This is a genomic window from Labrys monachus, assembly GCF_030814655.1.
In the GTDB taxonomy this organism is placed as follows: domain Bacteria; phylum Pseudomonadota; class Alphaproteobacteria; order Rhizobiales; family Labraceae; genus Labrys; species Labrys monacha.
The window spans coordinates 2,961,166-2,987,826 of the sequence record NZ_JAUSVK010000001.1 but is presented as its reverse complement, the minus strand read 5'-3'; the positions used below and the strand labels follow the sequence as shown (position 1 = coordinate 2,987,826).

The following is a 26,661-nucleotide window of genomic DNA, read 5'->3' as shown; positions in this document are numbered from 1 at the left end:
GCGAGCAAATCATAGTTCTTGCCCTCTGGCTAGATAGTTCGTAAATCTTCCTAACTAAATTGGGGCGAAGGGCGGGCGGCCTCTTCGCTCGTGGAACGATGGGCGGATCCGTGCGTCAGGAACTCATTGCCGGTATCGATATCGGCGGCACCAAAACCAGCATCATGCTCGCCCGCGGCGCTCCGGTCGCCGAACTGACCCTGCCGACGGATTCATGGCGCATCCGCAAGGTCGATCCCGATGCAAGGGCGCTCGCCGATGTCGTGAGGAAGTTCTGTGCGGATGAAGGGCTGGACGCGGCCACCCTCGCCGCCCTGGTGGTCGGCGCCCATGGCTGCGATACCGACGAGCAGTGCCGGACGTTCCAGGCGAAACTGTCGGGCCATCTTCCCGGCGTCATCCGGGTGGTCAACGATTCCGAACTGATGGCGCCCGCCGCCGGCCGTTTCGGCGGCATCGGCGTGGTCGCCGGCACGGGCTCGATCGCGGTCGCCCGCACGGCGGAGGGCCGGATGCTCGTCGCCGGCGGCTGGGGCTGGATCCTCGGCGACGAAGGCAGCGCCCCTGCCCTCGTCCGCGACGCCGCCAAGGCGATCCGCGGCGCATTGGACGCCGGCGAAAGGCCGGATCCTCTCGCCGATGCCCTGATGCAGGAACTCGGGACCGATGATCCCACCATGCTCGGCCGGCTCCTGAACGATACGCGCAGCGCCGTGATCTGGGGCCGCTACGCCAATGCCGTGTTCGCGGCGGCGGATGCCGGATCGACCCTGGCGCGGAAGGTCGTCGCGGATGGCGGGGCCGCGCTGGCCGCCCTGGTGGGCGTGCTGATCCGGCGCGGCGCGGATGCGTCGGACGTCGTCGCGGGAGGCGGCGTCATCGTCGAGCAGCCCAGGCTGATGGACGAGTTCAGGGCGGCGATGACCATCGTTTCGCCCGCCAGCCGGGTCTTCCTTCTGCAGGCGCCGCCCGTCACCGGCGCCCTCGCTCTGGCCGAACGGGCCCTGCGCCTGCCGCAGCCTGCCGACGCCGGGCGGCCTTGACCCCGGGATTTTTGACAGGAGACCCGCCATGAAGAGGATCGGTTATCGCCAGGCCGTGGCCCGGCAGCCGGAGAGCATCGAAACCACCCGCCTCGAGGTCCTGCAGGCCCTGGACACGCTGGATCTCGGCGCTTTTCGCGGCAGGGCGATCGGCTTTGCCGGCATTGGGGCGAGCTACCAGGCCGCGCTTGCCGGCGCGGCCTTCCTGCGCGCCAGGGGGTGCCGGGCCTATGCCTATTGCTCGACCGACCTCTACGACGCCGTCGACAGCGCCGCCGACGCCTTCGTCGCCCTGTCGGCGTCCGGTCAGAGCCGTGAGATCGCCGACGTCATGCAGATGCGGCCGAACCTGCCGAGGCTGGCGATCTGCCGCGCCACCGACAATCCGCTGGCGAAGCTCACCGGTCTCGCCATCGGCACGCAATCCGGCGCGGACAATGGCGCGAGTTCGACCGGCTACACCAGCATGTTGCTGGCGATCGGCTTGTTCGGCGACCATCTCCTCGGCAAGGCGACGGTGGCCTGGGAGCGCCTGCCGGATGCGGTGGCGGCTCTCCTGTCTTCCGCCGCCGGCCCGGCGAAGCAGGCAGCGGCCCTCCTCGCCGGGCGCACAGGCATCGACATCGTCGGCGCCGGCGCGGGCTTCGCGACGGCCGGCGAAGCCGCCATGCTGATCCGCGAGGCCGTGCGCGTGCCGGCCGCCGGATGGGACACGCTGAACTATCTCCACGGGCCGATGGAATCGCAGGATTCGCGCACCGGCCTCATCGCCTTCGGCAAGGGGCGCGAGGCGAAGATCGCCGAGGACGTCGCGGCGTTCGGCTGCCCCTCGGTGCTCGTCACCAGCCGGACGGACAGGGCCTCCGGCGAAAATCTCGTGGTGATACAGGTTCCCGATCTCGACAACGAGATCGCCGATGCCATCCTGCAGATCGTCGCCGCGCAGCTTGTCGTCGGCGAGATGCAGGATGCGGCCGGGCTGACCGACATCACCTTCCGCTACCGGCAGACCGACACCAAGCTCAAGCCCTGGTCTCCCACAGAGTTGTGAGCGCCGTCAGGCCTGCGCGCCGGCGTCGCCGTGCCCGAGCGGCGGAAGTATGACGGCAGGATGCCGGCTCTCGCCGAGGATCGAGCCGAGCGCGAAATCGGCTGCGAGGCGCATCGCGCCCAGCGCCGAGCCGTTGGCGCCGAGGGCGCTGACGGCGATCTCGGTCGACCAGGTCAGTTCCCTGGCGACGCGCTGCACCTCCTCGACGACGAGCGGGTTCTGCCCCACGCCGCCGCCGAGCACGATCAGGCCGGGGTCGAGCATGCCGATGCAGGCGGCGACCAGGCGGCCGATGTCCGCGGCATGGCGCCGAACCCATGTCAGCGCGTGTTCGGAGCCGGCCTCCGCCCGCGCGAACAATTCCTTCGCCGAACTCGGCGGAGGTCCCTCCTCCGCGGGCCACCCGATGGCGCAGCGCTGGATCAGCGCCTCCGACCCCAGATAATGCTCCAGGCCTTCGCGGAACGGCACCTCCGTGGGCGACCAGGGGAAGGGAAGCCTGCCGATCTCGCCGGCGGCGCCGTTCGCTCCGCGCAGGAGAGTGCCGTCGACGACGATGCCGAGCCCGATGCGCACCCCCACCTGAAGGTAGGAAAACAATCCGTGTTTCCTGGCGGCGCCGTAATGGTGCTCGGCGATGGCGGCGCAGTTCACGTTGTTTTCGAGGATGACGGGCGCCTCCGCCCCCATCCTCAACCGGCGAAGCGCCGCCTCCGGCCCCTTCCGCTTGCCCTGTCCGAGGCGATGCACCGAGACGATGCGCGGCACCGCCACGGCGATCGCCCGCAGCTTCCTTTCCTTCTGGCCGACGGCGAGGATGGTCGCCCGGGCCACCGAGTCGACGACCTCGCCGACCTCGTCGGTCGAGGCCTTGCCCTTGCGGGGAATGCGCTCCTCGATGGTCGCCAGCGCCATGTCGTCCAGCGTGCGCGCGACGGCGCGGACCTGCGCCTCGCCGACGTCGATGCCGATGACGTAGCCGGCGGCCGGCCCAAGGCCGTAGATCGTCGCCGTGCGGCCGGTCGCGCCCTTGTGCGATCCGAAGGCGGTGACCAGGCCGGCCTCGCTCAATTCGGCGACCGCCGCCGACATCGTCGGCTTGGAGAGTTCGAGGATGGCGCCGAGCTTGGGACGCGTGATCGGCCCTTGCGCCGCCAGCACGCGCAGGACGGCGCGGGAACTCTCCGTCAGCGACGGTATGCTCGGATAGGCCATGGCTCGTTCCGGATAGGGGCAGTCTGCGCTGCGCAAGTGAACCGTCCAACCGGTACATCAAATCCCGGAGCGCGGACATCCTGTCCATGGGCGCCGGGACAAGAGGAGAAGGCACAATCCTTGTCCTGCCTGGGCCTGTCCCGGGTATCCGGACTTCGTGCGGCATGACGGCTTGCGGCCCGGCTGGATTGCCGGGACGAGCCCGGCAATGACAAATTCTGAACCGCTCTAGGCCTATGGAGCCTGCCCGCCGCATTGCGCGACGCTTGCAGAAAAGGCGGACCGGGCGTCGGCGCTCCCGCTCAGATTGCCGCGATGGCAGGGCGACGCCTGTCCCAGGCGAGGACGTCCTGCATCTGCTGCGCCAGCCGCAGGAGGGTGGCCTCGTCGCCATGGCGGCCGACGAGCTGCATGCCGATGGGGCTGTTCGTCTGCGTGACCTCGACCGGCACCGATAGGGCCGGCAGGCCGGAGAGATTGAAGGCGAACATGTAGGCGGCGTCGGACCAGCGCGCGAGATAGCGCTCCCTGTCGCCGTCCTCCATCGACCAGTAGCCGAGCGGACGCGGGGTCTGCGTGAGCGTCGGGGTCAGGAACACGTCGAAGGGGGCGAGGTCGACGGCGATGGCTTGGCTCGCCTTGCGGACGGCGGCGATGCTCTCCGAATAGTGGACGGCGGAAAGCGAGCGCCCATAGTGCGCGAGGGACCAGTTGAAGGGCGCGAGGTCCTCCTCCACCATCGGCCGTCCGACGCTCGCCGCGAGCCGGTCGAAATCGGCGGCGGTCTCGACGGCATTGATGTCGTTGTAGCGCCACCACGCCTGTTCGAGATCGACGCCGAGCCGGTGCTCCTCGACGCGATGGCCGAGGCTTTCGAGCAGCCGCAGCGTCTCCTCCAGCGCCGCCGTCACCTCCGGCGCGAAGGGCGGCCCCCAGGGCGCCTCCCGCGTATAGCCGATGCGCAGCTGCTGCGGAGCCCTGGCGAGTTGCGCCAGCCAGCCCTCGGCGGGCGCCGGCGCGACATAGGGATCGCCGGTCATCGGTCCGGCCACCGCGTCGAGATAGGCGGCGGTGTCGCGGACGGTGCGGGTGACGCAGAGGATGGCGATGCTGCCGAACCACAGGTCGACGGTGTCGGGCCCGTAGGTGATGCGGCCGCGCGAGGGCTTGAGGCCGACCAGGCCGCAGCACGAGGCGGGCACGCGGATCGATCCGCCGCCATCCGAGGCTTCCGCCAGCGGCACCATCCGCGCCGCAACCGCCGCGGCGGCCCCGCCGCTCGACCCGCCCGGCGTGATGGCGGTGTTCCAGGGATTGAGCGTCGGCCCGTACAGCCTCGGCTCGGTGCCGATCGACCAGCCGCATTCGGGCGTGTTGGTCCGGCCGAGCAGCAGGAACCCCGCGGCCTTGATGCGCCGGACCATCTCGGAATCGTCGGCGCAGACGAAATCCTTCATGAATCCGAGGCCGTTGGTCAGCGGCGTCCCCTTCCAGGTCGAAGCGATGTTCTTGAGGAGGAAGGGCACGCCGCCGAAGGGGCCTTCCGGCGGCGTGCGCGCCGCCTCGCGGGCGAGATCGAACAGGCGGATCACCACCGCGTTGAGCTTGGGGTCCAGGGCCTCGATCAGGCTGATGGCGGTCTCGACGAGGTCGCCGGGCGAGACCTGCCGGGTCCGCACCAGTTCCGCCAGCGCGAGGGCGTCGCTTTCGGCATAGAGCCGCACAAGATCGGAAGTGACCGTCGTCATCGCTTTTCCCATTCCTTGCTTTGTTGTCGTGTGGGCTCAGGGCCGGTCGCGCAGGGGCTTCATCCGCTCGACGAGCGCCCGCACCCGGGCGATCTCGACCGCATTCCACCAGACGCCGTCGACTTTGAGGCTGGAGCCGACGATCGCGCCGTCGAGCAGCGGCATGATCTCCGCCGCGTTGCCGGGCGTGATGCCGCTGCCGGCGATGACCGGCAGCCTCGTGCCGGCGCGTATCGCGGCGATCTCGGCGGGCGGAACCGCATCGCCCGTGCGGTTGCCGGTCGCGATGGCGGTGTCGGCGTCGTAGAATTCGACGTCGCGCGCCTGCTCGCTCACCGAGCGGTCGTCGACGATCGCATGCGAGCCGTGCTTGACATGGACGTCGGCGAAGATGGCGACGTCCTGCGCGTCGATCTGCCGGCGGTAGCGCAGGGCCCGTGCGCTCTCGCCTTCGACGAGGCCCTCATTGCTGACATAGGCATTGACCCACTGGTTGACGCGGATGAACCGCGCCCCGCTCGCCTTGGCGACGGCCAGCGCGCCGATCGCCCCGTTGGCGAGGAGGTTGACGCCGACCGGCACCCCGACGCTGTCCGCCACGGCCGCCGCGATCCTCGCCATCGCCGCGATGATCTCGGGGCCGATCTCGTCGGGCTTCAGGAAGGGAATGTCGCCGTGATTCTCCACCATGACGCCATCCATGCCGCCTTCGCCGAAGGCTTCCGCATCGGCCAGCGCCCGGTCGATGATGGCACGCATCGGCTCGCCGCGGTAGCGCGGCGTCCCCGGCAGCGGCAGCAGGTGAATATCGCCGATGAGAGGCTTGGCGACACCGAAGAGGGTGTCGAGCGGGGAGGATTTCGTCGCGCTTATGAGCATGGAACGTCCGGTCCGGATCGAAGGGGAGCCTGTCAGGCAGGGAGCACGCGAGCCGCCGCCTCGGCGCGGCGGAGGCGGTCGGCGCGTTCGTCGGGGTCGGGGTTGGCGGTCGCCAGCGCGCCGCAGGCCTCCACGCAATAGGAGGCCGAAACGGTGCCCATCGCCGCGCAGGTCGCGAGCGGCCGGCCGGCGACCAGGCCGGCCAGAAAGCCGCCGCAATAGCTGTCGCCGGCCCCCGTCGTGTCGAGCACCCCGACGGCGAGAGCCGGCACATGGATGAGCCTTCCGGTCGAGGCTTCGCACACCAGCGATCCCCTTTCGCCGAGCTTGGCGACCATGTGGCAGCCGAAACGGACGGCGTTCTCGCGCAGCCAGGGCTCGATCTCGGCCTGGCCCCAGATGCGGTGGATCTCGGCCTCGCTCGGCATGAAGGCCGTGACGCAGGACAGGAAGGCGAGATCGCGATAGGCGCCCGCGTCGATGAAGCCGTCCGAGAGGATATCCATGGTGACGACCGGCTGCGGGGCAAGCGCCGACAGGGCACGGGCATTGGCGAGGGAGCTCGCCGGCCCCTGCGGCGCGATATGGAAGCCGCGCGCCTGCCGATAGGACGGCGGCAGCGGGCCGCGCTCGCCGTCGAGGCCGACGGCGTCGGACGACGACAATTTCGGCACCTGCTGCTTGTGGACCTCGCTCTCGTGCAGGAGCCAGAGTTCGAGGCCGTTCCCCTCGCTGCGGCCGATGCCGCCGATGTCGATGCCCCGCGCCGCGATCTGCTGGCAGGTCTCGTCGAAATAAGGCCGGCCGGCAACCGAATGGATGCCGACGGCGTCGTTCCACAGGCGGGCCCCGACGGCCGAATAGAGGACGCCGCCGCCGCGCACGCCCTGGCGATAGAGGCCGCTGGTCAGGACGATGTCGTCCACCGTCAGCCACCCGATCGTCGCGATGTCGGTCATAATCCCCCTCCGCCGGCGTTGAAGGCCCTGGCGATCGGCTGCAGCAGCGATGTGTAGACCAGGGCCTTCGAGAGGTCGACGATATCGGACAGAGCCGCCCGCGGCACCGCGCTGTCGAAATGCCGGTCGAAGCCGGGAAATCCGAGCAGCAGGATGTTGGGCGTCTTCAGGATCACGCTGACGTCGTCGCTGCGCGAGGTATAGGCGTTGTTCGATTCCTGCACCTTCACGCCGGCCGCGGGCAGCAGGCCGGCCAGATGGCGCGCCAGCGCATAGAGGGCCGGCGGCGTGACCGCGCCGCGTGCCAGGCTGGAGAACTCGCTGAGCACGGCCCCCTCGCCGAGCCGCGTGCTGTTCTCCGGCCCCGGCAGCGGATTTTCCGCCCCCGTGCCGCCGCCCGCCTGCTGCATGTCCGCGACCACGGCGAGGTCCGGCGCCGGCAGGAGGCTGACGATGCGCGAGCCGCCGCGACCCATCACCTGGCTGCCGGTTCCCGTCGGCCCCTCCTCCTCGTCGGGAAAGGCCAGGAGGGCGTCGACCCCGGCCTGCGCCAGCACCGGCGCGGCGACCGCCAGAGCCGCGACCGCGCCGGCATTGTCGAAATGGCCGGTCCATTGGCCCCCGGGGCCGGGCCGGCATTCGGCCACCAGCACCACCCGGTCGCCGGCCTGCAGGGCGGGCGACCCGTCCGCGGGCCGGAAGAACGGCATCTGGTCCTCCGATTCGAGCAGCCCTTCGGCGATCGCGACGTGGCGGCCCTCTCGGAGGTCGAAACGATAGACGCGCGCCGCCCGGCTGCCGCTCCTGACGAGATGGTAGCAGAACGGCACCAGCGGAAAGCGGCTGCCGTCGAAGGGAAGCAGCAGGTAGCTGATCGTGTCGAGATGGGCGAAGTACCACAGCGGCTTGGCCGCCCGGCCCGGACCGGTGAGGATGACGGTGCTGGCGGTGTTCGCGAAATTCGGGTCGAGGATCAGCCCCTCCCCCGGGCGCACGCCATCGGCGCGAAGCAGCTCCCGCAGGACGGGCACCCGCATGGCGCTCGCCGCGGTCGAGGGCGCCGGCGTCTCGGCGATGGCGACGAGATAGCGCGCGACCCGCTCGGCGGTGATGTGGGCGTCGACGGCCGGCCGGATCGCCTCGATCCGCGCTGCGAGTCCGTCGACATGCCGCCCGTCGGGGGGCGCCGCGAACGGCGAATGGATCGGCACCATGTTCAACGGTCCGAGCGCGACATGATGTAGACGGCGACGACGATGAGGGCGCCCTTGAAAAGCTGCTGCACGAAGGGATCGACTCCCGTGAGGTTGAGGATGTTGGCGAGCACGCCGATGATCAGCGTGCCGAGGAAGGTGCCGGCGACCGAGCCCCGTCCGCCGAACAGGGAGGTGCCGCCGACGACCACGGCGGCGATGGCGTCGAGTTCGTAGCCCTGCCCCGCGATCGGCGTGCCGATGCTTAGCTGCGAGGCGTAGACCAGCCCCGCCAGGCCCGAGACCGCACCGGAGATGACGTAGACAAGGGTGGTGTAGAGCTTGACCGGCACGCCCGAGAGCCGGGCCGCCTCCTCGTTCGAGCCGATGGCGTAGAGGCTGCGGCCGAAGGCGGTGAGCGACAGCACGACGGCGCTCACCGCCAGCAGGGCGAGCAGGATCAGCGAGGGGATCGGCACGCCGAGGAGATAATCATTGCCGAGATCGTAGAAGGATTCGTTGAGGATCGGGATCGGCGTGCCGCCGGTATAGATGAAGGCCAGCCCGCGGGCGAAGGACAGCATGCCCAGCGTCATGATGAAGGGCGGAATGCCGGCGAAGGCGACGCCGATGCCGTTGACGAGGCCCGCCAGCATCGCCGCCGCCAGGCCGAGCGGGATGGCGACGGCCATGCCGTGGTCCTGCAGGAAGCCGGCATAGAGCACGACGGAGATGCCGAGAATGGAGCCGACCGACAGGTCGATGCCGCGCGTCAGGATGACGAAGGTCATGCCGATGGCGAGGATTCCGACGATCGCCACCTGCCGGAGCACGTTGAGGAGGTTGGGCAGCGTCAGGAAGCGGTCGGACAGGAAGGAGGCGGCGATCACCAGGAGGATGAGCGCCGCGAGAACGCCGACGCGCCGCCAGGTGTTGGCCAGCGACGCCAGGCCGGGGCGGAATTGTGAAGGGGAGAGCGACATGGTGGCGACGTTCCGGATCTTTCTCAACCCGCCAGGGCGGCGGCTCTCATGATGGTGGTTTCGCTCGCTTCCTCGCGCGACAGCGTCGCGGCGACCCGGCCGCGGCGCAGCACGACGACCCGGTCGGCGAGCCGCAGGATCTCCTCCATCTCCGAGGAGATCAGCACGACGCACATGCCCGCGGCGACCAGTTCCTCGATGAAGGCGTAGATCTCGCTCTTGGCGCCGATGTCGACGCCGCGCGTCGGCTCGTCGAAGATCAGGATGCGCGGCTCGACGGCGAGCGCCCGGCCGATCAGCACCTTCTGCTGGTTGCCGCCGCTGAGCGTCCTGATCTCGACCTCCATGCCCGAGAGCCGGACGTCGAGCTTGCCGATGATGCCGCGCACATAGGCGCGCTCGCGCGCCAGGTTCAGCAGGCCGAGGCTGCGGAAGCGGGCGAGGTTGGAGATGGTGGCGTTCTCGCGCACCGGCCGGTTCGGCAGCAGGCCGAGCGCTTTGCGGTCCTCGCTGACATAGGCGATACTCAGGCGCGCCGCCGCATTGGGGCTGCGCACGCGCACGGGCTTGCCGAACACCTTGACCACGCCCGACGTCGGCCGCGTGATGCCGACGATGGCCTGCGCCACCTCGGTGCGTCCGGCGCCGACCAGGCCGGCGAGGCCGACGATCTCGCCCTGCCGGGCGGTGAAGGAGACATTCTCGAAACGGCCGGCAAGGGTGAGGTTCTCGACCTCCAGCGCCGGCGCGCCGGATTTGCGGGCGCGGGCGAGGTGGGCGGGAAAGTCGCGGCCGATCATCCGGGAAACCAGCCAATCCTGATCGATGCCGGCGACCCGGCTCACCCCGGTGCGGACCCCGTCACGCAGCACGGTGACCGTATCGGCGATGCGGAAGATCTCTTCGAGGTGATGGGAGATGAAGACGATGCCGAGGCCGTCGGCCTTCAGCTTGGCGATGAGGGCGAACAGGGTGGCGACCATGTCCTCGTCGAGGACCGCGGTCGGCTCGTCGAGGATCAGCACCTTGGCCTTGAACGATATGGCCTTGGCGATCTCCACCATCTGCTGCTGCGCGATGCTGAGCTCGCTGACCCGCCTTTGCGGATCGATGATGATGGAAAGGCGCCCGAGGAGTTCGCGCGTATCGGCACGGATCTTCGCCCGGTCGACGAATCCGAGCCGCGTATGGGGGAAATGGCCGAGGAAGATGTTCTCCTCGACGCTGAGATGGGGCGCCAGCGACAATTCCTGGTGGATGACGACCACGCCCTGGGCGATGGCGTCGCGCGGCGACCGCAGCGTCGTCTCGATGCCGTCGATGAGCAGAGAGCCGCTGTCGGGACGGTGCACGCCGCCGAGCGTCTTGATCAGCGTCGATTTGCCGGCGCCGTTCTCGCCGACGATGGCATGGACCTCGCCGGCGTGAAGGGTGAGATCGACGCCGGAAAGCACGACATTGCCGCCGAAGCTCTTCGTCAGCCCCCGCACGTCCAGAAGAATATCGCCTGCTGTCGCCATCGGAGCGCCATCAATTCAGGATGCGTGATTTTTCGGCATGGGACCGATTTCAATGACGGGCGTCCTGCCCATCGGCGTCAGTTTAAATCCGGGGAACCGGATGCTGAAGCCCCTCCCTCTTGTGGGGAAGGGTATGGGTCGGGGGCATCGCAATCCTGCTCAAATCGAGCAGGTTGTCTCGACCCCCCGCCCCTCTATCCCTTCCCCGCGAGCGGGAGAGATGGCGCCTTCGCGCGTCCGAGCCTCAGAAGGCCGCGGAAGCCGTCACTTGCAGGGATCGGGCGTCGGCTCGAACGTGCCCCAGCCGCGACCGATCCACTGGTCGGCGTTCTCGGGCACGACGGTCGGCGAGTCCGGCAGGAGGAGCCGCTGGCCGGGCATGTCATAGGCATGCTGGCCGGCGATATCCTTGCCCATCAGCTTGTAGAGCGCCGCCCGCAGGCCGATGTCGGCGATGAAGGGCGTGTAGTTGCCGTCGGCGCTGAAGGTCCCGGCCTTCACGGCCTTGAAGCCGGCATTCGAGCCGTCGAACGTATATTGGCGGATCTTGTCGCCGCAGCGCTTGGCCCGGGCGATGGCGAGCTGGGCCCCCCAGGACGATTCCTCCGCATGCGAGAAGACGGCGTCGATATGGGGGTGCGCGGTGAGGAAGTCCTCCATGATCGGCACCGCCGGCTCGCGGATCCACTGTCCGTCGCCGACGGCGAGGACCTTGATGCCGGGATATTTGGCGAGCACGTTCTTCATGCCCTTGTCGCGGTCGACGGCCGGCGACGAGCCTTTCAGGCCGGTGATGACGACGATGTCGCCCTTGCCGCCGAGATCTTTGGCCATGCGCTCGGCCACCTGCTCGGCCATGGTGACGTTGCTCTGGCCGATGAACAGCGTCTTGTCGGTGGGAACGTCGCGATCCATGACGATCAGCGGAATGCCCGACCCCATCACCGCCCGGGCGGCGGGCACCAGGGCGGCCGATTCGACCGGGCTGAGCAGCACGGCGTCGACGCCGCGGGCCATGAGGTCGCGCACGTCGTTGCTCTGCTTGGCGACGTCGACATTGCCGTCGAGCACGACGAGCTTGATGTTGGAATGCCGGCACGCTTCGGCCTGCAGCGATTCCAGCATCGAGATGCGCCAGGGATGGTTGAAGGCGGTCTGCGAGAAGCCGATGGTCAGCGGCTTGACCTTGCCGCCGATGGCGATCGGCCCCTCGTCGAGCGGCAGGATGTTGGTGAACGGCAGCTGCTTGTACTCGGCGGCGAGCTGCGTGCAGGTCTTTTGCGAGATGGGCTGCTTGTCCTCGGCGAGGGCCGGGACCGCAGGCAGCAGCGCCGTGACGGACAGTGCGAACAGAAGACGTCTCAGCATCGTGGTTCCCCTTGTTCTATCGAACGGAATGGATGGATCGGATTTCTTCTTCTTGGACGGGAGCGGCCTCGCCGCTGCCCGCCGGCCGCCGTGGATGAAGGAAGCTTGCCCTCCACGGCGAATGGCTGCGGCGGATGATGGTTCCGCCGCCGATATCTCACCGGGCCGCGCCAGCCCCGGGGGGGATGGCGATGGCCCTGCGTCGGCCGTGCTACGATGCGATCCCGGCCGAATCGCAGCCCTTCGACAGGTTGCTCCGCGACGCCGAGGTGCCGACGACGAGGAGCGTGATGGAAACAGCCGGAAATGCCGCCCTTCATCCCTCGCTTCCGGCCGGCGCGGCTGCCCTTGCGCGGCCTTTCCACCGCCGGCGACGGCCGGCCCGGCCATCGCTCACGGGGTTGGAGACCTGTTTGCGGACAGACACGGCGGCGCCGGAAGACCGTTGCAATTGTCATGACGTTCGTACGATATAACAGAAATGTGGAACGATCCGCTTCCAAAGTCCAGCCCCCTTCCGCTCTGGTTTCAAATCGCCGAGCGATTGAGGGACGCGATAGCCCAAGGCGTCTTCCCGCCGGGTGACGTCGTGCCCTCCGAGGCGAAGCTGAACGAGATCTTCGGCATCAGCCGCGCCACGTCGCGGGCGGCGCTCGACCGCCTCGAGCAGGAGGGCCTGATCAACCGGCGCTCCGGCAAGGGCTCGGTCGTGCTCAGCCCCAAGGTCAGCCAACCGGCCGCCGAAATGTTCGGCTTCTCCGACGACATGCGGCGCCGGGGCCTGCAGCCCTCGCACGAGACGCTCTTCGCCGGCCGGGTCCGGGCCACGGCGGAGGCGGCCGAGGCCCTCGGCACCCCCGTCAATACCCCCCTCTTCCAGTCGCGCCGTCTGCTCAAGGCCGACGGCGTGCCGATCTGCATCGCCGTCTCCTGGCTGTCGCCGGACCTCTTCCGTTCGGTCGCACCGCCGACCGCCGCCGAGCTGAGCGAAGGCTCGCTCTATGCCTGGCTCGGCCGCAAATGCGACGTCACCCTCACCGGCGCCCGGGAATTCATCGAGGCGGCGATCGTCGGGGACGAGATGGCGGGGGAACTGCAGATCGCCAAAGGCTCGGCCGTGCTGATCGTCCGCCGCCGCTCGCATGCGCGGGGCGGAGCGCCGATGGAATATGCCGTGCTGCATTTCCGGGCGGACCGCTACCGCCTCCAGCTCGAAACCGGCGAGCCCGCCTGACGCCGCCGCGATGCGCGGGCCCCGCGGCCCGCGCAGAATTTCGATTTTGATCGGAAAATGAAATTTTCATGGACCTCGCGTCGCGATCTGGCGCAAGATTCGTCGTGGGCATGCATGGGGAAAGCGCACGACGAACATGGCCAAGGTCACCACCAGCAGCGAGCAGCCCGACGAAGCCGGCTTTCCGGCCCATGACGTCATCGGCTTCATTCTCGACCACGAGCGGGAATTCTCGCGCTCCCACCGCAAGATCGCACGCGCCATCCTCGAACACCCGACCACTTTCGTCGAAAAGCCGATCGAGGACCTCGTCACCTGGCTGGAAGTGTCGGCCCCCACCATCACCCGCTTCAGCCGGATGACGGGCTGCGACGGCCTGCGCGACCTCAAGCTCAAGATCATGAGCGGCATGCGGGTCGGCACGCGCTATTTCGAGCCGGGCACGCCGCCGGGCTCCCTGAAGGAAGTGGGCGAGCGCATCGTCATGCGTGCGCAGCGGGCGATCATGGAGGCGCAGCGCACCGTCGATTTCGCCATGCTCGAACGCGCCATCGATCTCGTCAGCCACAGCCGGATGATCTATGCCTTCGGCGGCGGCGGCGTTTCGAGCTGGCTGGTGGATGAAATCCACAACCGCCTGTTCAGGCTGGGGCTGCGGATCAGCACCAGCAGCGACCATCAGATGCAGATGATGCTGGCCGCCACCGTCGAGCGCGGCGACGTCGTCATCTGCTCCTCGCTCAGCGGCAACAATCAGGAACTCATCAAGGCCGCGCGCATCGCGGCCGATTACGGCGCGTCGACGATCGCCCTCACCGTGGCCGGCACCCCGCTCGTGCGCGCCTGCCACGTGCCGCTGGCGCCGGCGGTCGTCGACGACGGCGACGTGCTGGGGCCGACATGCCTGCGCTACGCCTTCCTTTCGATCATCGACCTCGTGGCCTACGGCACCGCGGTCCGGTGCCGTCCCCTGGCCCAGGAGAAGCTGCGCCGCATCAAGCAGCAATTCACCACCTATCGCGACGTGGACGACAGCCAACCGGTCTCAGACTGAGGCTTTCCAGGCCGCCATGCGGCAAAAATTTGCTTTTCCAATCATATTTTACCTTTTGGAACAATTATCGGCGCCATTCCTGACCAAAATGACAATAAAATGAAAATTCCGCTTGTCAGTTCGCGCAAGCCCGGTCCATGATCCCCCTCGTCGCCCGGCGGGACATGATGGCTGATACGGCCAGCCAGCCCCGGCCCGGCGTTATCGGTCGTCACCGAACCGGTCGGTTCCGTGATCGCCGCCATCATTCGAGCGCCAGGGAATGGCGTCGGAATTCCAGAGCCGTGACGGGAACGCATAGATGGACAAATCACTGGAACGCTATCTGTTGTCGCGCCGCAGCGTCCTGAAGGGAGCGGCGGCCCTTTCGGCGAGCACCATGCTCGGCCGGTCGGCCATGGCGGCGCCTTCGGCCCCCCTCACCTTCATCGGATGGCAATACCAGCCGCAGATCGTCGAGGAGAACGTCGATATCTTCAAGAAGCTCTACGACGAGAACGTCACCTACGAACTCGTCAGCGGCGACTACCATCCCGTCGTCGAGACGAAGCTCACCGGCGGCCAGCATATCGACATGCTCTATGCCGAGGAGGACCATATCGCCCGCTGGCATGCGGCGGACTGGACGCGCGATCTCGAAGGCCTTCCCGACATCGACGCCATCAAGGCGGGCATGTTCCCCGTCAGCGTCGAATCCATGTCGCTGCCCGACGGCAAGCTCGCCGGCCTACCCTATTACGCGGGCCACAACGCCTTCATCTACAATGAGGAGCATCTGCAGAAGGCCGGCATCGCCGCGCCGCCCGACAGCTGGGATTCCCTCATCGACGCCTGCCGGAAACTGAAGAAGGACGGCATTTCGGATGCGCCCTACAACAGCGCCTGGGGCCAGAAATGGCCGGAGCTGTCGTGGAGTCTCTTCTCCTGCTGGTATGCCGAAGGTGCGCCGGTCTTCGACGACAAGAACGACTTCGTCGCCGACGAGGCGCTCCGCAAGGTGCTGGAGACGCATCGCACGCTCTACAAGGAGCAGCTCGTCACGCCGGATATCATGACGCTGCCGAACGAGGGCGTGCCGAGCTACGCCACCGGCCGCCACACCTTCATGATCCTGCATGATTACGACCAGAAGGTCGCCAACGATCCCAAGTTCTCCAAGGCGGCCGGCAAGGTGAAGAACGCGCTGATGCCGGGCAAGACGCATTCGACCTTCGCCTGGACGGCCGTCTACATGATGGGCGCGCAGCCCGTCGACGTCGACCGGGTATGGCAGCTCCTGCGCTTCTTCGGCGGCAAGTCGAAGGACGGGCAGTATCATGTCATCAAGCGCTGGGCGCTCGAATTCGGCCTCGGCTCCGCCTACAAGGAGGTGATGGCCGATCCGGAAATCGCCAGCAGCTTCTCGAAGTGGCGCGACATCGACATCACCAAGAAGCAGCTCGAGCTCGGGACCTCGCGCAAGGTCGCCAAGAACATCTGGTTCCCCGAATGGGACCTGTTCATGATGCAGAATGTGCAGGAATACATCCGCGGCAATGGATCGACGGACCAGCTGATCGAGCAGCTCAGCAGCAAGGTCGCCGACCTCAAGAAACAGTACCAGTAATCCGGTTGCAGCATCCGAGGGGAGTTCGGCACCGCGCTCCCCCGCGATTCTCGATTGCCGCCCGGCCGCCTCCGCGCCGGCCGGGTGGCTCCGTCGCAGATCCCCTTGCCGGGAGGCCGCCCCTTGTCGATCATCACCTCGCAGATCCAGCCTGTCGCGCAGCCCCGGAAGAGGCAGGTCGCCCGCGTTCCCTTCTTCGCCTATGCCTCGGTGGCGCCGACCCTCCTGATCGTGCTGGCGGTGGTGGGCATGCCGCTGGCCTACAGCTTCTATCTCAGCCTCAATCGCACCAACCCGATCACCAAGCGCTGGATCTTCGTCGGGTTCGACAATTACACCTCGATTCTCGGCGGCAGCGAGCTCTGGTCCGCCTTCGGGCGGACGGTCTATTTCGCCGGCTTCTCGGTGGTGGGCACCACCCTCCTCGGCATGGCGATGGCCCTCATCCTCAACAGGGCCTTCCCGGGGCGCGGCTTCCTGCGCAGCGTCGTCCTGGTGCCCTGGGCCATGGCGCCGGTGTCGGTCGGCGTGCTCTGGTCCTTCGTCTATGCCGGCAATTACGGGGCGCTGACCGGGCTGCTCAACGATCTCGGCCTCGGTTCCCTCGCCTTGCCCTGGCTCGGCGACGGCTTCCGCGCCCTCAACCTCGTCGCACTCACCAATGTCTGGAACCAGGCGCCCCTCACCGCGCTGATGCTGCTGGCCGGCCTGCAATCCATGCCGAACAACCTGCACAAGGCGGCGATGCTGGACGGCGCCGGCCCGGTGGCGCGCTTCTTCGCCATCACCCTGCCCTGGCTCAAGCCGAACCTGCTGTTCATATCCATCATCGCGACCATCAACTCCCTGATGGCCTTCGACATCCTGTGGATCATGACGCGCGGCGGACCCGGCACCGCCACCACCGTATTCGCCTGGCTCGGCTATCTCTATTCGTTCCAGTTCCTCAAATTCGGCGAAGGCGCCGCCATCCTCTATTGCCTCACCGTCGTCAGCTTCCTCCTCGCCATCTTCTACTTCTTCGTGCTCGGGCCGCGGCGCTCCCGGGCCGCGGCGGAGACCGGCGGGACCTCCGCCGCGGCCTATGGCCCGGTGCTCGCCTCGGCCGGACGCGGCCATGCCATGGCGGTGCTGCCGGCGCTGCGCCTGCGCAGGGGGCTGCCGCGCCCGGTCCGGACCGCGCTGGCGCGCATCGGCTTCGCCGCCGCCGCCATCCTGATCTTCCTGTGGTCGGCCCTGCCCGTGCTCGCTCTCATCCTGATGAGCGTGACGCCGGCGACGGACCTCATCCGCACGCCGCCGACCATGATCCCGAGCGCCTTCACGCTGCAGAACTTCCAGACCGTGCTGATGCCGAGCACCTCCAGCGGCTTCTCGACCAGCGTGCAGGCCCAGCGTGTGCCGCTGTCGCTGCTCAACAGCTTCCTGGTCGGCGCGGCCGTCGCCATCATCAGCGTCGTCCTCGGCACCTTCGCCGGTTACGCCTTCGCCCGGCACGGCAAGAACCGCTTCTTCAGCGCCAGCCTGTGGGGCCTGCTGCTGACGCGCATGACCCCGGGGCTGACCATCGTCCTGCCCTTCTTCATGATCTTCCGCGGCCTGGGCCTGATCGACACGCGGACGGGGCTGATCATCTCCTATTGTAGCTTCCTGCTGCCGCTCAGCGCCTGGATGATGAAGAGCTATTTCGAGGGCGTCCCCGTCAGCCTGGACCGCGCAGCGCTGATCGACGGCTGCTCGCGCCTCAAGATGATGTGGAAGATCCTCCTGCCCGTCGTCCGCCCGGGCGTGATCGCGGCCGGCATCTTCTGCTTCCTCGCGAGCTGGAACGAATTCCTGTTCGCCCTGATCCTGACGTCGACCCCGAAGGCGCAGACCATTCCGGTGGTGCTTTCGGGCTTCCTGAGCCAGGCGCAATTCTACGAATACGGCCCGATGTTCGCGGCGAGCGTGCTGTCGATCACGCCGCCCGTCATCGTCGCCTTCCTTTTCCAACGCTATCTCATCCAGGGGGCCCTTTCGGGCGCCGTCAAGGGCTGAACAGGCGCCTCGGAGTTCCGCATGACGTCGATCAACATCCAGAACGTCTCCAAGAGCTACATCAACTACCCCGTGCTCCAGGGACTGAACCTCGATATCCGGGACGGGGAGTTCATCTCCTTCCTCGGCCCGTCCGGCTGCGGCAAGAGCACGCTGCTGTTCTGCATCGCCGGCCTCGAGGACATCACCTCCGGAAGCATCCTGTTCGATGGCCGCGACATCAGCGGATTGTCGGCGCGCGACCGCAACATCGCGCTCGTGTTCCAGGACTACGCGCTCTACCCGCATATGTCGGTGCGCGACAACCTCGCCTTCCCGCTGCGCCAGCAGAAGATCCCGGAAGAGACGATCCGCAAGCAGGTCGCCTGGGCGGCGGAGCTGCTCGGCCTCGACCAGCTGCTGGACCGCTCGCCGGCCGAACTGTCGGGCGGCCAGCGCCAGCGCGTCGCCGTCGGGCGGGCGATCGTGCGCAACCCGGCTGCATTGCTGATGGACGAGCCCCTCTCCAATCTCGATGCGGGCCTGCGCGTGCGCACCCGCACCGAGATCAAGCGGCTGCAGCGCCAGCTCAAGATGACCGTCATCTTCGTCACCCACGACCAGGAAGAGGCGATGGTGCTGTCGGACCGCATCGCGGTGATGAACGCCGGCATCGTCCAGCAATTCGCCGAGCCGATGACGATCTACCGCGAGCCCGCCAACCAGTTCGTCGCCGCCTTCATCGGCAGCCCGCAGATGAACTTCCTGCCGGGATCGGCGGCGCCCGGCGGGCATGGCGACGACCGCCTGATCGGCGTCCGGCCGCACGACCTCACGCCTGCCGCCACGGCCGCGCCCGAGGGGTTCTCCCTGACGGGGGAACTCGCCCTGATCGAGCCCGCCGGTCCCGTCCATTATCTCGACGTGCTCGTCGGCGACCACATCATCAAGGCGACCTGCGCCGATCCCTCCGGCTTGGCGCCCGGCGCGAGCATGACGCTGACCGCGCCGGCCCAGTCCGTCTATCTCTTCGACAAGGAGACCGGCAAGCGCCTGTAAGCACGCGGTATTTCATCAAATCCGCTCGTCGAGCGGGCTTCATCCGAAACAAAGAAGTCTTTTCATGTCTTTCGATCTCATCCTCAAGAACGGCCGGGTCATCGATCCCTCCCAGTCCCTCGACCGCGTCACCGACGTCGCCTTCGCGAACGGCAAGGTCGCCGCGGTCGGCGACCATCTCGACGGGGCGGGCGCCGAAATCCGCGACGTCGCCGGGCGGATCGTCACGCCCGGCCTCATCGATCTCCACACCCATGTCTATTGGGGCGGCACGTCGCTCGGCATCGACGCCGAGGAGTTCGCGAGGACGAGCGGCGTCACCACCTGCGTCGACACCGGCAGCGCCGGCCCCGGCAATTTCCCCGGCTTCCGAAAGCATGTCATCGATCCCTGCCAGGTGCGGATCCTCGCTTATCTCCACGTCTCCTTTGCCGGCATCTACGGCTTCTCCAGCCGGGTCATGGTCGGCGAGGGCCATGACATGCGCCTTCTCGCCGCGCGGGATGCCGTCGAGGTCACCAACGCCAACCGCGACGTCGTCATCGGCATCAAGGTGCGCATCGGCAAGACGGCGAGCGGCCCCTCGGGCATCGCCCCGCTCGACGTCGCCCTGCAGGTGGCGGACGAGACCGGCCTGCCGCTGATGGTGCATATCGACGAGCCGCCGCCGTCCTACGAAGCGGTGGTCGAGCGCCTGCGCCCCGGCGACGTGCTGACCCATTGCTTCCGTCCGTTCCCCAACGCCCCCGTCGACGGCAAGGGGCAGGTCAAGCCGGAAGTGCTCGCCGCCCGCCAGCGCGGTGTCTTCTTCGACATCGGACACGGCATGGGTTCGTTCGGATGGAAAACGGCGCGCGCCATGCTCGCCGCCGGCTTCAAGCCGGACACCATCTCCTCCGACGTCCATTCGCTGTGCATCAAGGGCCCGGCCTACGACCAGGTGACGACGCTCTCCAAGTTCCTGGCGCTCGGCATGCCGCTCGACGAGGTCATCGCCGCCTCCACGGTCAACGCCGCCAGGGCCTTGCAGCGCCCGGAACTGGGCAGCCTGAAGCCGGGCAGCGCCGGCGACGCCAGCATCCTGTCGATCGACGAGGGATCCTTCCCGCTCGAGGACGTGCGCGGCGAGATCGTCACCGCCGACAAGCGCATCTTCGCCCGGGGCGTCGTCGTCGCCGGGCGCTGGTGGCATCCGGCCTGAAGCGTCGGACAGGTCACAGGGAGCAAGCTCATGGAAAAGAGCCAGGTCGAGATCCTGCATAATTTCATCGACGGCGCATGGGAGGCCGAGGCCGACCGCATGCCGGCGATCAATCCCGCCACGGGCGAGACCATCGCCTGGCTGCCCCGAAGCAGCCGCGACACCGCACGCCGCGCCGTGGCGGCGGCCAAGCGCGCCAAGGCCGGCTGGGCCGCGCGGTCCGCTTTCGAGCGCGCCGCGATGTGCATGGCGATCGCCGCCAGGATCGACGAGCGGCGCGATCGCATCGCCCGCGTGTTGAGCACCGAACAGGGCAAGCCCCTCGCCCAGGCCACCGGCGAAGTCGCCAAGGCCGCCGACGGCTTCCGTCTCGCCGCCGAACTCGTCAAGCAGCTCGGCGGCGAGACGCCGCCGGCCGAGGATCCGAGCAAGCTCGTCATCACCATCCGGCAGCCGCGCGGCGTCTATGCGGTGATCACGCCCTGGAACTACCCCGTCAACATCCCCACCGAATATCTCGCGCCCGGCATCGCGACCGGCAACACCATCGCCTGGGTGCCCGCGCCGACGACGTCGATGGCGGCGATCGAGCTGATGCGGGCGATCGAGGAGGCCGGCCTGCCCAAGGGGGTCGTCAATCTCGTCATCGGCGAGGGGGCGGTGGTCGGCGACGAGATCGTCGTCCATCCCGACACCAACGGCATCGGCTTCACCGGCAGCGCCGCGACCGGCCGGCGCATCGCCGAGCGCGGCGCCGGCAAGCCGCTGCTGCTGGAACTCGGCGGCAACGGCCCGGTGCTCGTCTTCGACGACGCCGACCTCGACAGCGCCGCGGACGCCGCCGCCGGCGGCGCCTTCTCCAATGCCGGCCAGATCTGCGCGGCGACGGGCCGTGTCCTCGCCCATCGCAGCATCGTCGCTCCTCTGGCCGAGAAGCTGGTGCAGCGGGCGCAGGCCTATGTCCTGGGCGATCCGCTCCAGCAGGGCACGACCATGGGGCCGCTCAACAATCCCAACGTCGCGGCCAAGGTCCGCGAGCACGTCGAGGATGCCGCGGCCCACGGGGCCAGCGTGCTGACCGGCGGCAAGCCGCGCCCCGACCTCGGCAGCCCCCTCTTCTTCGAGCCGACAGTGATCACCGGCGTGACGCGCGACATGCGCATCAACCGGGAGGAGACCTTCGGCCCCGTGATCCCGCTGATCGCCTTCGACGACGACGAGGAGGCCCTCGATCTCGCCCTCGACAGCGAATACGGCCTGAGCGTCGGCATCTTCACCGAGAATATCGGCCGGGCGCTGCGGTTCGGAGAGGCGATTCCCGCCGGCATCGTCAACATCAACGCCGGCAGCACCTATTGGGAGATCCACCTTCCCTTCGGCGGCGGGTCCGGCACCAAGAGCGGTATCGGCCGCCTCGGCGGCCGCCTGACGCTGGAGGCGATGACGGAGATCAAGATGATCACCATCACCCGCAAGCGAGGCGGCGCCCAATGACGATCCTCCGCCGCTTCCTGCTGGAGACCCTGCAGCCATGACCATCGATATTCATCCTACCGCCGAGACGCCGCCGGACGGCCCCGCCAAGCCGGGCCCCGCCGAGGCCGCCTCGCTTCTCGCCGACTTCGTGAGCGTGCTCATCCCCGGCGACGGCGACTGGCCGTCCGCCGCCGATGTCGGCGTGCAGGCCGTGCTCGCCACCCGGCTCTTCGAGGATCTCGGCCGCGGCCAGTTTGCCCGCCTCGCCGCCGCGCTCCTCGCCGCCGGCGGCCCCCTGCGGGGCCGCGGCGAGGACGAGCAGGTCGCGATCGTCCGGCGTTTCGAGGCCGCCGAGCCCGCCCTCTTCGGCTGGGTCCGGGATGCGGCCTATATCGCCTATTACGAGAATCCCTTCGTCGCCGCAGCCATCAATGCGCAGGGCCATCCCTACGACCTGCGCCCGCACATCAAGGGGTATCCGGTCATGCCCTTCGATCTCGAACGCCAGACGCCGCGCCACGGGCGCGGCCGCTACATCGCGACGCCGGACGTGCGCCGCGTCGACACCTCCACCCTCGACCTCGACAGCGAGCGCACGCAAGCATGGGGACTGAAACGATGACCAAGAACGAGCCCTGCGACGTCCTCATCATCGGGGCGGGCGCCACCGGTTCCCTGTCGGCGACCGTGCTCGCGCGCGCCGGCCTCGACGTCGTCTGCCTCGAGCAGGGCGACTGGGTCGAGGCGGGCGATCACCCCCATTACAGCGCCGACTGGACCTGGCAGCGCCGCACCAACTGGAACTCGGACGTCAACAAGCGCCATCATCCCGACGACTACCCGGTGGTGACCGACAGCTCCCAGGTGCTGATGTGGAACGGCGTCGGCGGCTCGACCAATGTCTATGGGGCGATCTGGCCGCGCTACCGCCCTTCGGACTTCCGCAAGTTCGATGAGCACGGACTGCAGCCGAACTGGCCGATCAGCTATGAGGACGTCGCCCCCTTCTACGAGGCGGCGGACCGCATGATCGGCGTCAGCGGCCTGGCCGGCGACGCCGCCATGCCGCCGAGAGACAAGCCGCCGACGCGGCCTCTGCCCTTCACCAAGGCTGCCGGCCGCCTCGCCCAGGCCTTCGACCAGCTCGACTGGCACTGGTGGCCGGCGGAAGCCGGCGTCATCTCGGAGAATTACGACGGCCGGCCGGCCTGCAACGGCTGCGGCGTCTGCAATGGCTGCCCGCGCGGCTCCATGAGCAAATATTCGCTGTCGATCTGGCCGAAGGCGCTGGCGGCCGGCGCGAAGCTGAGGACCCATGCCCGGGTGCTGCGCATCGAGAAGGGGCTCGACGGCCGCGCGACGGGCGCCCTGTTCATCGACCGGAATACCGGCATCACCGAATTCCAGCCGGCCCGGCTCGTCATCGTCGCGGCCAACGGCGTCGGCACGCCGCGGCTGCTTCTGGCTTCCGACAACCTCGCCAACCAGTCCGACCAGGTCGGCCGCAACCTCCTGCACCATACGCTCGTCAGCTCGGAAATGTGGGTGGAGGAACCGATCGAGAGCCATATGGGCTATGTCGCCTCGCTGATCTCCCGCGAGTTCGCCGAGACCGATACGAGCCGCGGCTTCGTCAACGGCTTCAACTTCAACTGCCTGACGAGCACGTCCTCGGCCGGCGAGGTCGCTGCCGGCTGGATCACGGACACCAAGGCGCCGTGGGGCCGGGACCATCATCGCTGGTTCGAGCGGCATTTCGGCCGCTGCATCGGCATCCACGCCATCGGCGACGACCTGCCCAATCCGGACAACCGCGTCTCGATCGATCCTTCCGTCTGCGACAAGGACGGCGTTCCCGTCGCCACGCTGCATTACCAGCCCGGCGAGAACGACAGGCGCATGATGAACTACATGCTCGACCGCCTCGTCGACATCGCCAAGGCCGCCGGCGCGTTCGAATATGCGCTGCAGGACTATCGCGACAAGGACGGCGTCTACCGCACTCCGGCCTGGCATATGATCGGCACCTGCCGGATGGGCGAGGACCCCGAGACATCGGTCGTCAACAAATGGAACCAGAGCTGGGACGTGCCCAACCTCTTCATCGTCGACGGCAGCGTCCTCGCCACGGGCGGCGTGGTCAACCCGACGCCGACGATCTCCGCCCTTGCATTGCGCGCCGCCACCTATATCCGTGACAATTTCCGCGAGCTGAGCGGAACGACGCGGTCCGCTGCCGCCTGACCGGATTGGAATGCCTGCGATGTATCGCCCTCCCGCCGAACCGGGGATGCCGATCGACGAGATCGACACCCCGGCCCTCATCCTCGACCTCGATGCTTTCGAGGCCAATCTCGACCACATGGCGAGCGCCGCCAAGGCGGCGGGCGTGCGCGTGCGGCCGCATGCCAAGACGCATAAATCGCCGGTCGTCGCCCATCTGCAGATGGCGCGCGGTGCCGTCGGCCAATGCGTGCAGAAGGTGGCCGAGGCCGAGATCCTCGCCTGGGGCGGCGTTCCCGACATCCTCGTCAGCAACGAGGTGGTGAGCCCCGCCAAGCTGGCGCGCCTCGCCGCCCTCGCCCGGATCGCGCGCGTGGCGCTGTGCGCCGACCATGCGCTCGGCGTCGATGCCATCGAGGCTGCGGCGCAGGACGCCGGCGTCCGCCTGCCCGTGCTCGTCGAGATCGACGTCGGGGCGGCCCGCTGCGGCCTCGTGCCGGGGCCGGAGGTGCTCGCCTTGGCGCGCCGGATCGCGTCGAGCCGCCACCTCTCCTTCGGCGGCCTGCAGGCCTATCAGGGCCGGGCGCAGCACCAGCGCACGCTCGACGAAAGGACGGCGAGCATCGCCTCGGCCGCCGAGATGACCGGCCGCATGGTCGAGGACCTCCGGACGATCGGCCTCGACTGCCCCATCGTCGGAGGCGCCGGCACCGGCACCTTCGCCCTGGAGGCGGCGACCGGCGTCTTCAACGAGCTGCAGGTCGGTTCCTATGTCTTCATGGATGCCGATTACGGGCGCAACCATCCCGCCCCGCCGTTCCGCCAGTCGCTCTTCGTGCTCAGCACGGTCATGAGCACGCCGAATGCGGAGGTCGCCGTGGTCGATGCCGGGCTGAAGGCCCTGGCGGTGGACAGCGGCCTGCCGCTCGTCTGGCAGCGCGAGGGCGTCACCTATGCCGGCGCCTCCGACGAGCACGGCAAACTCACCCTCGCGCCGGGATCATCGCCCCTGAAGCTCGACGAGAGGGTCATGCTGGTGCCCGGCCATTGCGACCCGACGGTCGACCGCTACGACTGGTATGTCGGCGTGCGCAACGGCCGCGTCGAATGCCTGTGGCCGATTTCGGCCCGCGGCGCGATGAACTGAGAGCACGTGCGCAAGCGGCCGGGATCTGCTTCTCCCGACACGGCAGAAGGCGCCTCGACAGGAGGCAGCCGGCGGGCTGCCATCTCCGACATCGCGGAGATGGCTTTTGGCGTCAAGTCCTTCCGCCTCACTTCTGGACGAAGTTCAGCGCGCTGGTGAGATCGCCGAGCGCCGGCTCGCCATGGGCGGCGAGCGCCGCGTCGCGGTCGGAGATGCCCTTCAGGACCGGCAGTTCGAACCGCTTTGTGATGAAGCGCAGGATCGAGGTGGTGTCGTTGGGCGTATGGTCGACGAAGCCGCGCTTGGCGAAGGGCGAGATGACGATCGCCGGAATGCGCGTGCCCGGACCCCAGCGATCCGCCTTGGGCGGGGCGACATGGTCCCAGAGGCCGCCATTCTCGTCATAGGTCAGGATGACGAGCATATGGGGCCATTGCGGGCTGTGCTCGAGATGGTTGATCAGGGTTTCGACATGGCCGTCGCCCGAGGCGATATCGGCATAGCCGGAATGTTCGTTGAGATTGCCCTGCGGCTTGTAGAAGGCGACCTGCGGCAGCTTGCCCTCGTCGATGTCGCGGATGAAGGCGAGGCCGCTCAGGCCGCCGTCGCGCAGGTGCTCGTCACGGGCCGGCGTCCCCGGCGCGAAATTCGCGAAATAATTGAACGGCTGGTGATGATACTGGAAGGCGGGCGTCGGCGCGGAATTGCCGTGGTCCAGCACGCTCTGCCAGGCGCCGGCATACCAGGCCCAGCTCACGCCCTTGGCGCTGAGGAGATCGCCGATCGTGGTCTGCGTCTGCGGCGGCAGCGTCGTCGGCTGCGCCGGGTCGGCGAGGCGCGGATCGCCGTCCTTCGCCGGCTTGTTGGCGCTCGGCTGATAGGGCGGCTGCATGGTGTTCACCGCATGGAAATCCGGCGTCAGATTGCCGTCCGCCACGAATTTCGGCACGCCGTCGAGCGCCGATTTCGGTGAATTGTCCGCCAGCTTCAGCGTCACCCCGTCAGCCTCGACGGCGGCGATCGACGGCTTGGCCGGGCTCTTGTCGGCGTCCGGATAGGTCGCGACGCAGGCGCAGGCGAGCCAGATATGGTTCATGAACGAACCGCCGAAGGCGCCCATGAAGAAATCGTCCTCCAGCGTATAGCGCTGGGCGATGCGCCAGGCCGCCATCGACGATCCGTCCCAGGTCGACATGACCATGGCGCCCGCATCGGCCCAGGCGACGAACTTGTCGTTCTTGCCGCCGTCGATCTGCATCTGGTTCTGGTAGAAGCGGTGCCACAGATCCTGCGTCGCGGTCGCCGGCGACAGGTTGAAGCCATCCTTGGCATCCACGGCGAAGGGCGCGTTGGGCAGATGCGCCGTTTCGGCTTCCGTCACCGCCGGCTTCACGCCCTTGGCGGTCATCCCGCCCCAGACGGGCGGCAATTCCTTGAGCACCGATCCGTCGCGGTCGAGCTGTGTCCGGCTGGCCTGGCCGGCATTCGCCAAGCCGTCGGCGCCGGGAAAGGACCCGAAGAGATTGTCGAAGCTGCGGTTCTCCGCATAGATCACCACGACCGTCTGGATGCCGTCCAGGCCGACGAGGGCATTGTCTGCCGCCCGCCCCGCCGCGGGCAGGGCCGTGAGGGCGAGCGCCGTCGCGCCCAGCAAAATCCGCTTCTTCATATCCGGTTCTCCGC

General features: G+C 68.1%; 22 protein-coding genes. 12 read left to right on the top strand and 10 right to left on the bottom strand.

Annotation, left to right across the window (positions count from 1 at the left end):
* Positions 1-110: 110 nt before the first annotated feature.
* Positions 111-1,043, top strand: coding sequence for a BadF/BadG/BcrA/BcrD ATPase family protein (locus J3R73_RS13500; protein ID WP_307427592.1), 933 nt, complete (start codon positions 111-113; stop codon positions 1,041-1,043).
* A gap of 28 nt (positions 1,044-1,071) precedes the next feature.
* Positions 1,072-2,094: an SIS domain-containing protein gene (locus J3R73_RS13495; RefSeq protein WP_307427590.1), complete on the top strand. Its 1,023-nt coding sequence runs from the start codon at positions 1,072-1,074 to the stop codon at positions 2,092-2,094.
* A 6-nt stretch (positions 2,095-2,100) separates the two neighbouring features.
* Here J3R73_RS13495 and J3R73_RS13490 read toward each other — a convergent pair whose 3' ends face one another.
* The 8 genes from J3R73_RS13490 to J3R73_RS13455 form a co-directional block, all read right to left on the bottom strand.
* Positions 2,101-3,309 carry an ROK family transcriptional regulator gene (locus J3R73_RS13490; RefSeq protein WP_307427588.1) on the bottom strand — a complete coding sequence of 403 codons (1,209 nt, stop codon included), beginning with the start codon at positions 3,307-3,309 and terminating at the stop codon, positions 2,101-2,103.
* A gap of 302 nt (positions 3,310-3,611) precedes the next feature.
* Positions 3,612-5,057: an amidase gene (locus J3R73_RS13485; RefSeq protein ID WP_307427585.1), complete on the bottom strand. Its 1,446-nt coding sequence runs from the start codon at positions 5,055-5,057 to the stop codon at positions 3,612-3,614.
* A gap of 36 nt (positions 5,058-5,093) precedes the next feature.
* Positions 5,094-5,936: a BtpA/SgcQ family protein gene (locus J3R73_RS13480; RefSeq protein WP_307427583.1), complete on the bottom strand. Its 843-nt coding sequence runs from the start codon at positions 5,934-5,936 to the stop codon at positions 5,094-5,096.
* 32 nt (positions 5,937-5,968) lie between these two features.
* On the bottom strand, positions 5,969-6,895 hold the full coding sequence (locus J3R73_RS13475; protein ID WP_307427581.1) for a carbohydrate kinase family protein: 927 nt from the start codon (positions 6,893-6,895) through the stop codon (positions 5,969-5,971).
* Entirely contained in the window at positions 6,892-8,109 is a 1,218-nt protein-coding gene (locus tag J3R73_RS13470; RefSeq protein ID WP_307427579.1) for a hypothetical protein, read from the bottom strand. Before J3R73_RS13470 ends, J3R73_RS13475 begins: the two co-directional genes overlap by 4 nt.
* A 2-nt stretch (positions 8,110-8,111) precedes the next feature.
* The gene (locus tag J3R73_RS13465) at positions 8,112-9,071 is read right to left on the bottom strand and encodes an ABC transporter permease (RefSeq protein ID WP_307427577.1); all 960 of its coding nucleotides are present in this window, start codon (positions 9,069-9,071) and stop codon (positions 8,112-8,114) included.
* Between the two features lie 23 nt (positions 9,072-9,094).
* Positions 9,095-10,591, bottom strand: coding sequence for a sugar ABC transporter ATP-binding protein (locus J3R73_RS13460; RefSeq protein WP_307427575.1), 1,497 nt, complete (start codon positions 10,589-10,591; stop codon positions 9,095-9,097).
* Between the two features lie 264 nt (positions 10,592-10,855).
* Positions 10,856-11,959: a substrate-binding domain-containing protein gene (locus J3R73_RS13455; protein WP_307427573.1), complete on the bottom strand. Its 1,104-nt coding sequence runs from the start codon at positions 11,957-11,959 to the stop codon at positions 10,856-10,858.
* Between the two features lie 481 nt (positions 11,960-12,440).
* Here J3R73_RS13455 and J3R73_RS13450 point away from each other — a divergent pair, with 481 nt between their 5' ends.
* On the top strand, positions 12,441-13,193 hold the full coding sequence (locus J3R73_RS13450) for a GntR family transcriptional regulator (protein ID WP_307427571.1): 753 nt from the start codon (positions 12,441-12,443) through the stop codon (positions 13,191-13,193).
* Positions 13,194-13,329: 136 nt separating this feature from the next.
* Positions 13,330-14,247, top strand: coding sequence for a MurR/RpiR family transcriptional regulator (locus J3R73_RS13445; protein ID WP_307427569.1), 918 nt, complete (start codon positions 13,330-13,332; stop codon positions 14,245-14,247).
* 41 nt (positions 14,248-14,288) lie between these two features.
* Here J3R73_RS13445 and J3R73_RS13440 read toward each other — a convergent pair whose 3' ends face one another.
* A complete protein-coding gene (locus J3R73_RS13440; protein WP_307427567.1) occupies positions 14,289-14,492 on the bottom strand; it encodes a hypothetical protein in 204 nt (67 codons plus the stop codon).
* A gap of 56 nt (positions 14,493-14,548) precedes the next feature.
* Between J3R73_RS13440 and J3R73_RS13435 the strand changes: the two genes are divergently transcribed.
* The 8 genes from J3R73_RS13435 to J3R73_RS13400 all read left to right on the top strand — a co-directional run bounded on the left by J3R73_RS13435 (position 14,549) and on the right by J3R73_RS13400 (position 24,978).
* The gene (locus tag J3R73_RS13435; protein WP_307427565.1) at positions 14,549-15,853 is read left to right on the top strand and encodes an ABC transporter substrate-binding protein; all 1,305 of its coding nucleotides are present in this window, start codon (positions 14,549-14,551) and stop codon (positions 15,851-15,853) included.
* Positions 15,854-15,976: 123 nt separating this feature from the next.
* Complete coding sequence (locus tag J3R73_RS13430; RefSeq protein ID WP_307427563.1) at positions 15,977-17,893, top strand: ABC transporter permease; 1,917 nt, start codon at positions 15,977-15,979, stop codon at positions 17,891-17,893.
* A 21-nt stretch (positions 17,894-17,914) separates the two neighbouring features.
* On the top strand, positions 17,915-18,931 hold the full coding sequence (locus J3R73_RS13425; protein WP_307427561.1) for an ABC transporter ATP-binding protein: 1,017 nt from the start codon (positions 17,915-17,917) through the stop codon (positions 18,929-18,931).
* Positions 18,932-18,995: 64 nt separating this feature from the next.
* Positions 18,996-20,132 carry an amidohydrolase/deacetylase family metallohydrolase gene (locus J3R73_RS13420; RefSeq protein ID WP_307427559.1) on the top strand — a complete coding sequence of 379 codons (1,137 nt, stop codon included), beginning with the start codon at positions 18,996-18,998 and terminating at the stop codon, positions 20,130-20,132.
* A gap of 30 nt (positions 20,133-20,162) precedes the next feature.
* A complete protein-coding gene (locus J3R73_RS13415; protein ID WP_307427557.1) occupies positions 20,163-21,626 on the top strand; it encodes an aldehyde dehydrogenase family protein in 1,464 nt (487 codons plus the stop codon).
* A 37-nt stretch (positions 21,627-21,663) separates the two neighbouring features.
* Positions 21,664-22,230 (top strand): hypothetical protein, encoded by a 567-nt coding sequence (locus J3R73_RS13410; RefSeq protein WP_307427555.1) that lies wholly within the window; start codon positions 21,664-21,666, stop codon positions 22,228-22,230.
* Complete coding sequence (locus J3R73_RS13405) at positions 22,227-23,852, top strand: GMC family oxidoreductase (protein WP_307427553.1); 1,626 nt, start codon at positions 22,227-22,229, stop codon at positions 23,850-23,852. Before J3R73_RS13410 ends, J3R73_RS13405 begins: the two co-directional genes overlap by 4 nt.
* Before the next feature lie 19 nt (positions 23,853-23,871).
* Positions 23,872-24,978 carry a DSD1 family PLP-dependent enzyme gene (locus tag J3R73_RS13400; RefSeq protein ID WP_307427551.1) on the top strand — a complete coding sequence of 369 codons (1,107 nt, stop codon included), beginning with the start codon at positions 23,872-23,874 and terminating at the stop codon, positions 24,976-24,978.
* A gap of 127 nt (positions 24,979-25,105) precedes the next feature.
* Here J3R73_RS13400 and J3R73_RS13395 read toward each other — a convergent pair whose 3' ends face one another.
* On the bottom strand, positions 25,106-26,647 hold the full coding sequence (locus J3R73_RS13395) for an acid phosphatase (protein WP_307427549.1): 1,542 nt from the start codon (positions 26,645-26,647) through the stop codon (positions 25,106-25,108).
* Between the last annotated feature and the right edge of the window lie 14 nt (positions 26,648-26,661).

Bases quoted from the DNA above. Each gene is read 5' to 3' on its own strand.
- J3R73_RS13470 (WP_307427579.1), bottom strand. From the start codon at position 8,109: ATGGTGCCGATCCATTCGCCGTTCGCGGCGCCCCCCGACGGGCGGCAT.
- J3R73_RS13460 (WP_307427575.1), bottom strand. From the start codon at position 10,591: ATGGCGACAGCAGGCGATATTCTTCTGGACGTGCGGGGGCTGACGAAG.
- J3R73_RS13445 (WP_307427569.1), top strand. From the start codon at position 13,330: ATGGCCAAGGTCACCACCAGCAGCGAGCAGCCCGACGAAGCCGGCTTT.
- J3R73_RS13455 (WP_307427573.1), bottom strand. From the start codon at position 11,959: ATGCTGAGACGTCTTCTGTTCGCACTGTCCGTCACGGCGCTGCTGCCT.
- J3R73_RS13400 (WP_307427551.1), top strand. From the start codon at position 23,872: ATGTATCGCCCTCCCGCCGAACCGGGGATGCCGATCGACGAGATCGAC.
- J3R73_RS13475 (WP_307427581.1), bottom strand. From the start codon at position 6,895: ATGACCGACATCGCGACGATCGGGTGGCTGACGGTGGACGACATCGTC.
- J3R73_RS13480 (WP_307427583.1), bottom strand. From the start codon at position 5,936: ATGCTCATAAGCGCGACGAAATCCTCCCCGCTCGACACCCTCTTCGGT.
- J3R73_RS13450 (WP_307427571.1), top strand. From the start codon at position 12,441: ATGTGGAACGATCCGCTTCCAAAGTCCAGCCCCCTTCCGCTCTGGTTT.
- J3R73_RS13415 (WP_307427557.1), top strand. From the start codon at position 20,163: ATGGAAAAGAGCCAGGTCGAGATCCTGCATAATTTCATCGACGGCGCA.
- J3R73_RS13495 (WP_307427590.1), top strand. From the start codon at position 1,072: ATGAAGAGGATCGGTTATCGCCAGGCCGTGGCCCGGCAGCCGGAGAGC.
- J3R73_RS13420 (WP_307427559.1), top strand. From the start codon at position 18,996: ATGTCTTTCGATCTCATCCTCAAGAACGGCCGGGTCATCGATCCCTCC.
- J3R73_RS13405 (WP_307427553.1), top strand. From the start codon at position 22,227: ATGACCAAGAACGAGCCCTGCGACGTCCTCATCATCGGGGCGGGCGCC.
- J3R73_RS13485 (WP_307427585.1), bottom strand. From the start codon at position 5,057: ATGACGACGGTCACTTCCGATCTTGTGCGGCTCTATGCCGAAAGCGAC.
- J3R73_RS13490 (WP_307427588.1), bottom strand. From the start codon at position 3,309: ATGGCCTATCCGAGCATACCGTCGCTGACGGAGAGTTCCCGCGCCGTC.
- J3R73_RS13465 (WP_307427577.1), bottom strand. From the start codon at position 9,071: ATGTCGCTCTCCCCTTCACAATTCCGCCCCGGCCTGGCGTCGCTGGCC.
- J3R73_RS13395 (WP_307427549.1), bottom strand. From the start codon at position 26,647: ATGAAGAAGCGGATTTTGCTGGGCGCGACGGCGCTCGCCCTCACGGCC.
- J3R73_RS13410 (WP_307427555.1), top strand. From the start codon at position 21,664: ATGACCATCGATATTCATCCTACCGCCGAGACGCCGCCGGACGGCCCC.
- J3R73_RS13435 (WP_307427565.1), top strand. From the start codon at position 14,549: ATGGACAAATCACTGGAACGCTATCTGTTGTCGCGCCGCAGCGTCCTG.
- J3R73_RS13425 (WP_307427561.1), top strand. From the start codon at position 17,915: ATGACGTCGATCAACATCCAGAACGTCTCCAAGAGCTACATCAACTAC.
- J3R73_RS13440 (WP_307427567.1), bottom strand. From the start codon at position 14,492: ATGGCGGCGATCACGGAACCGACCGGTTCGGTGACGACCGATAACGCC.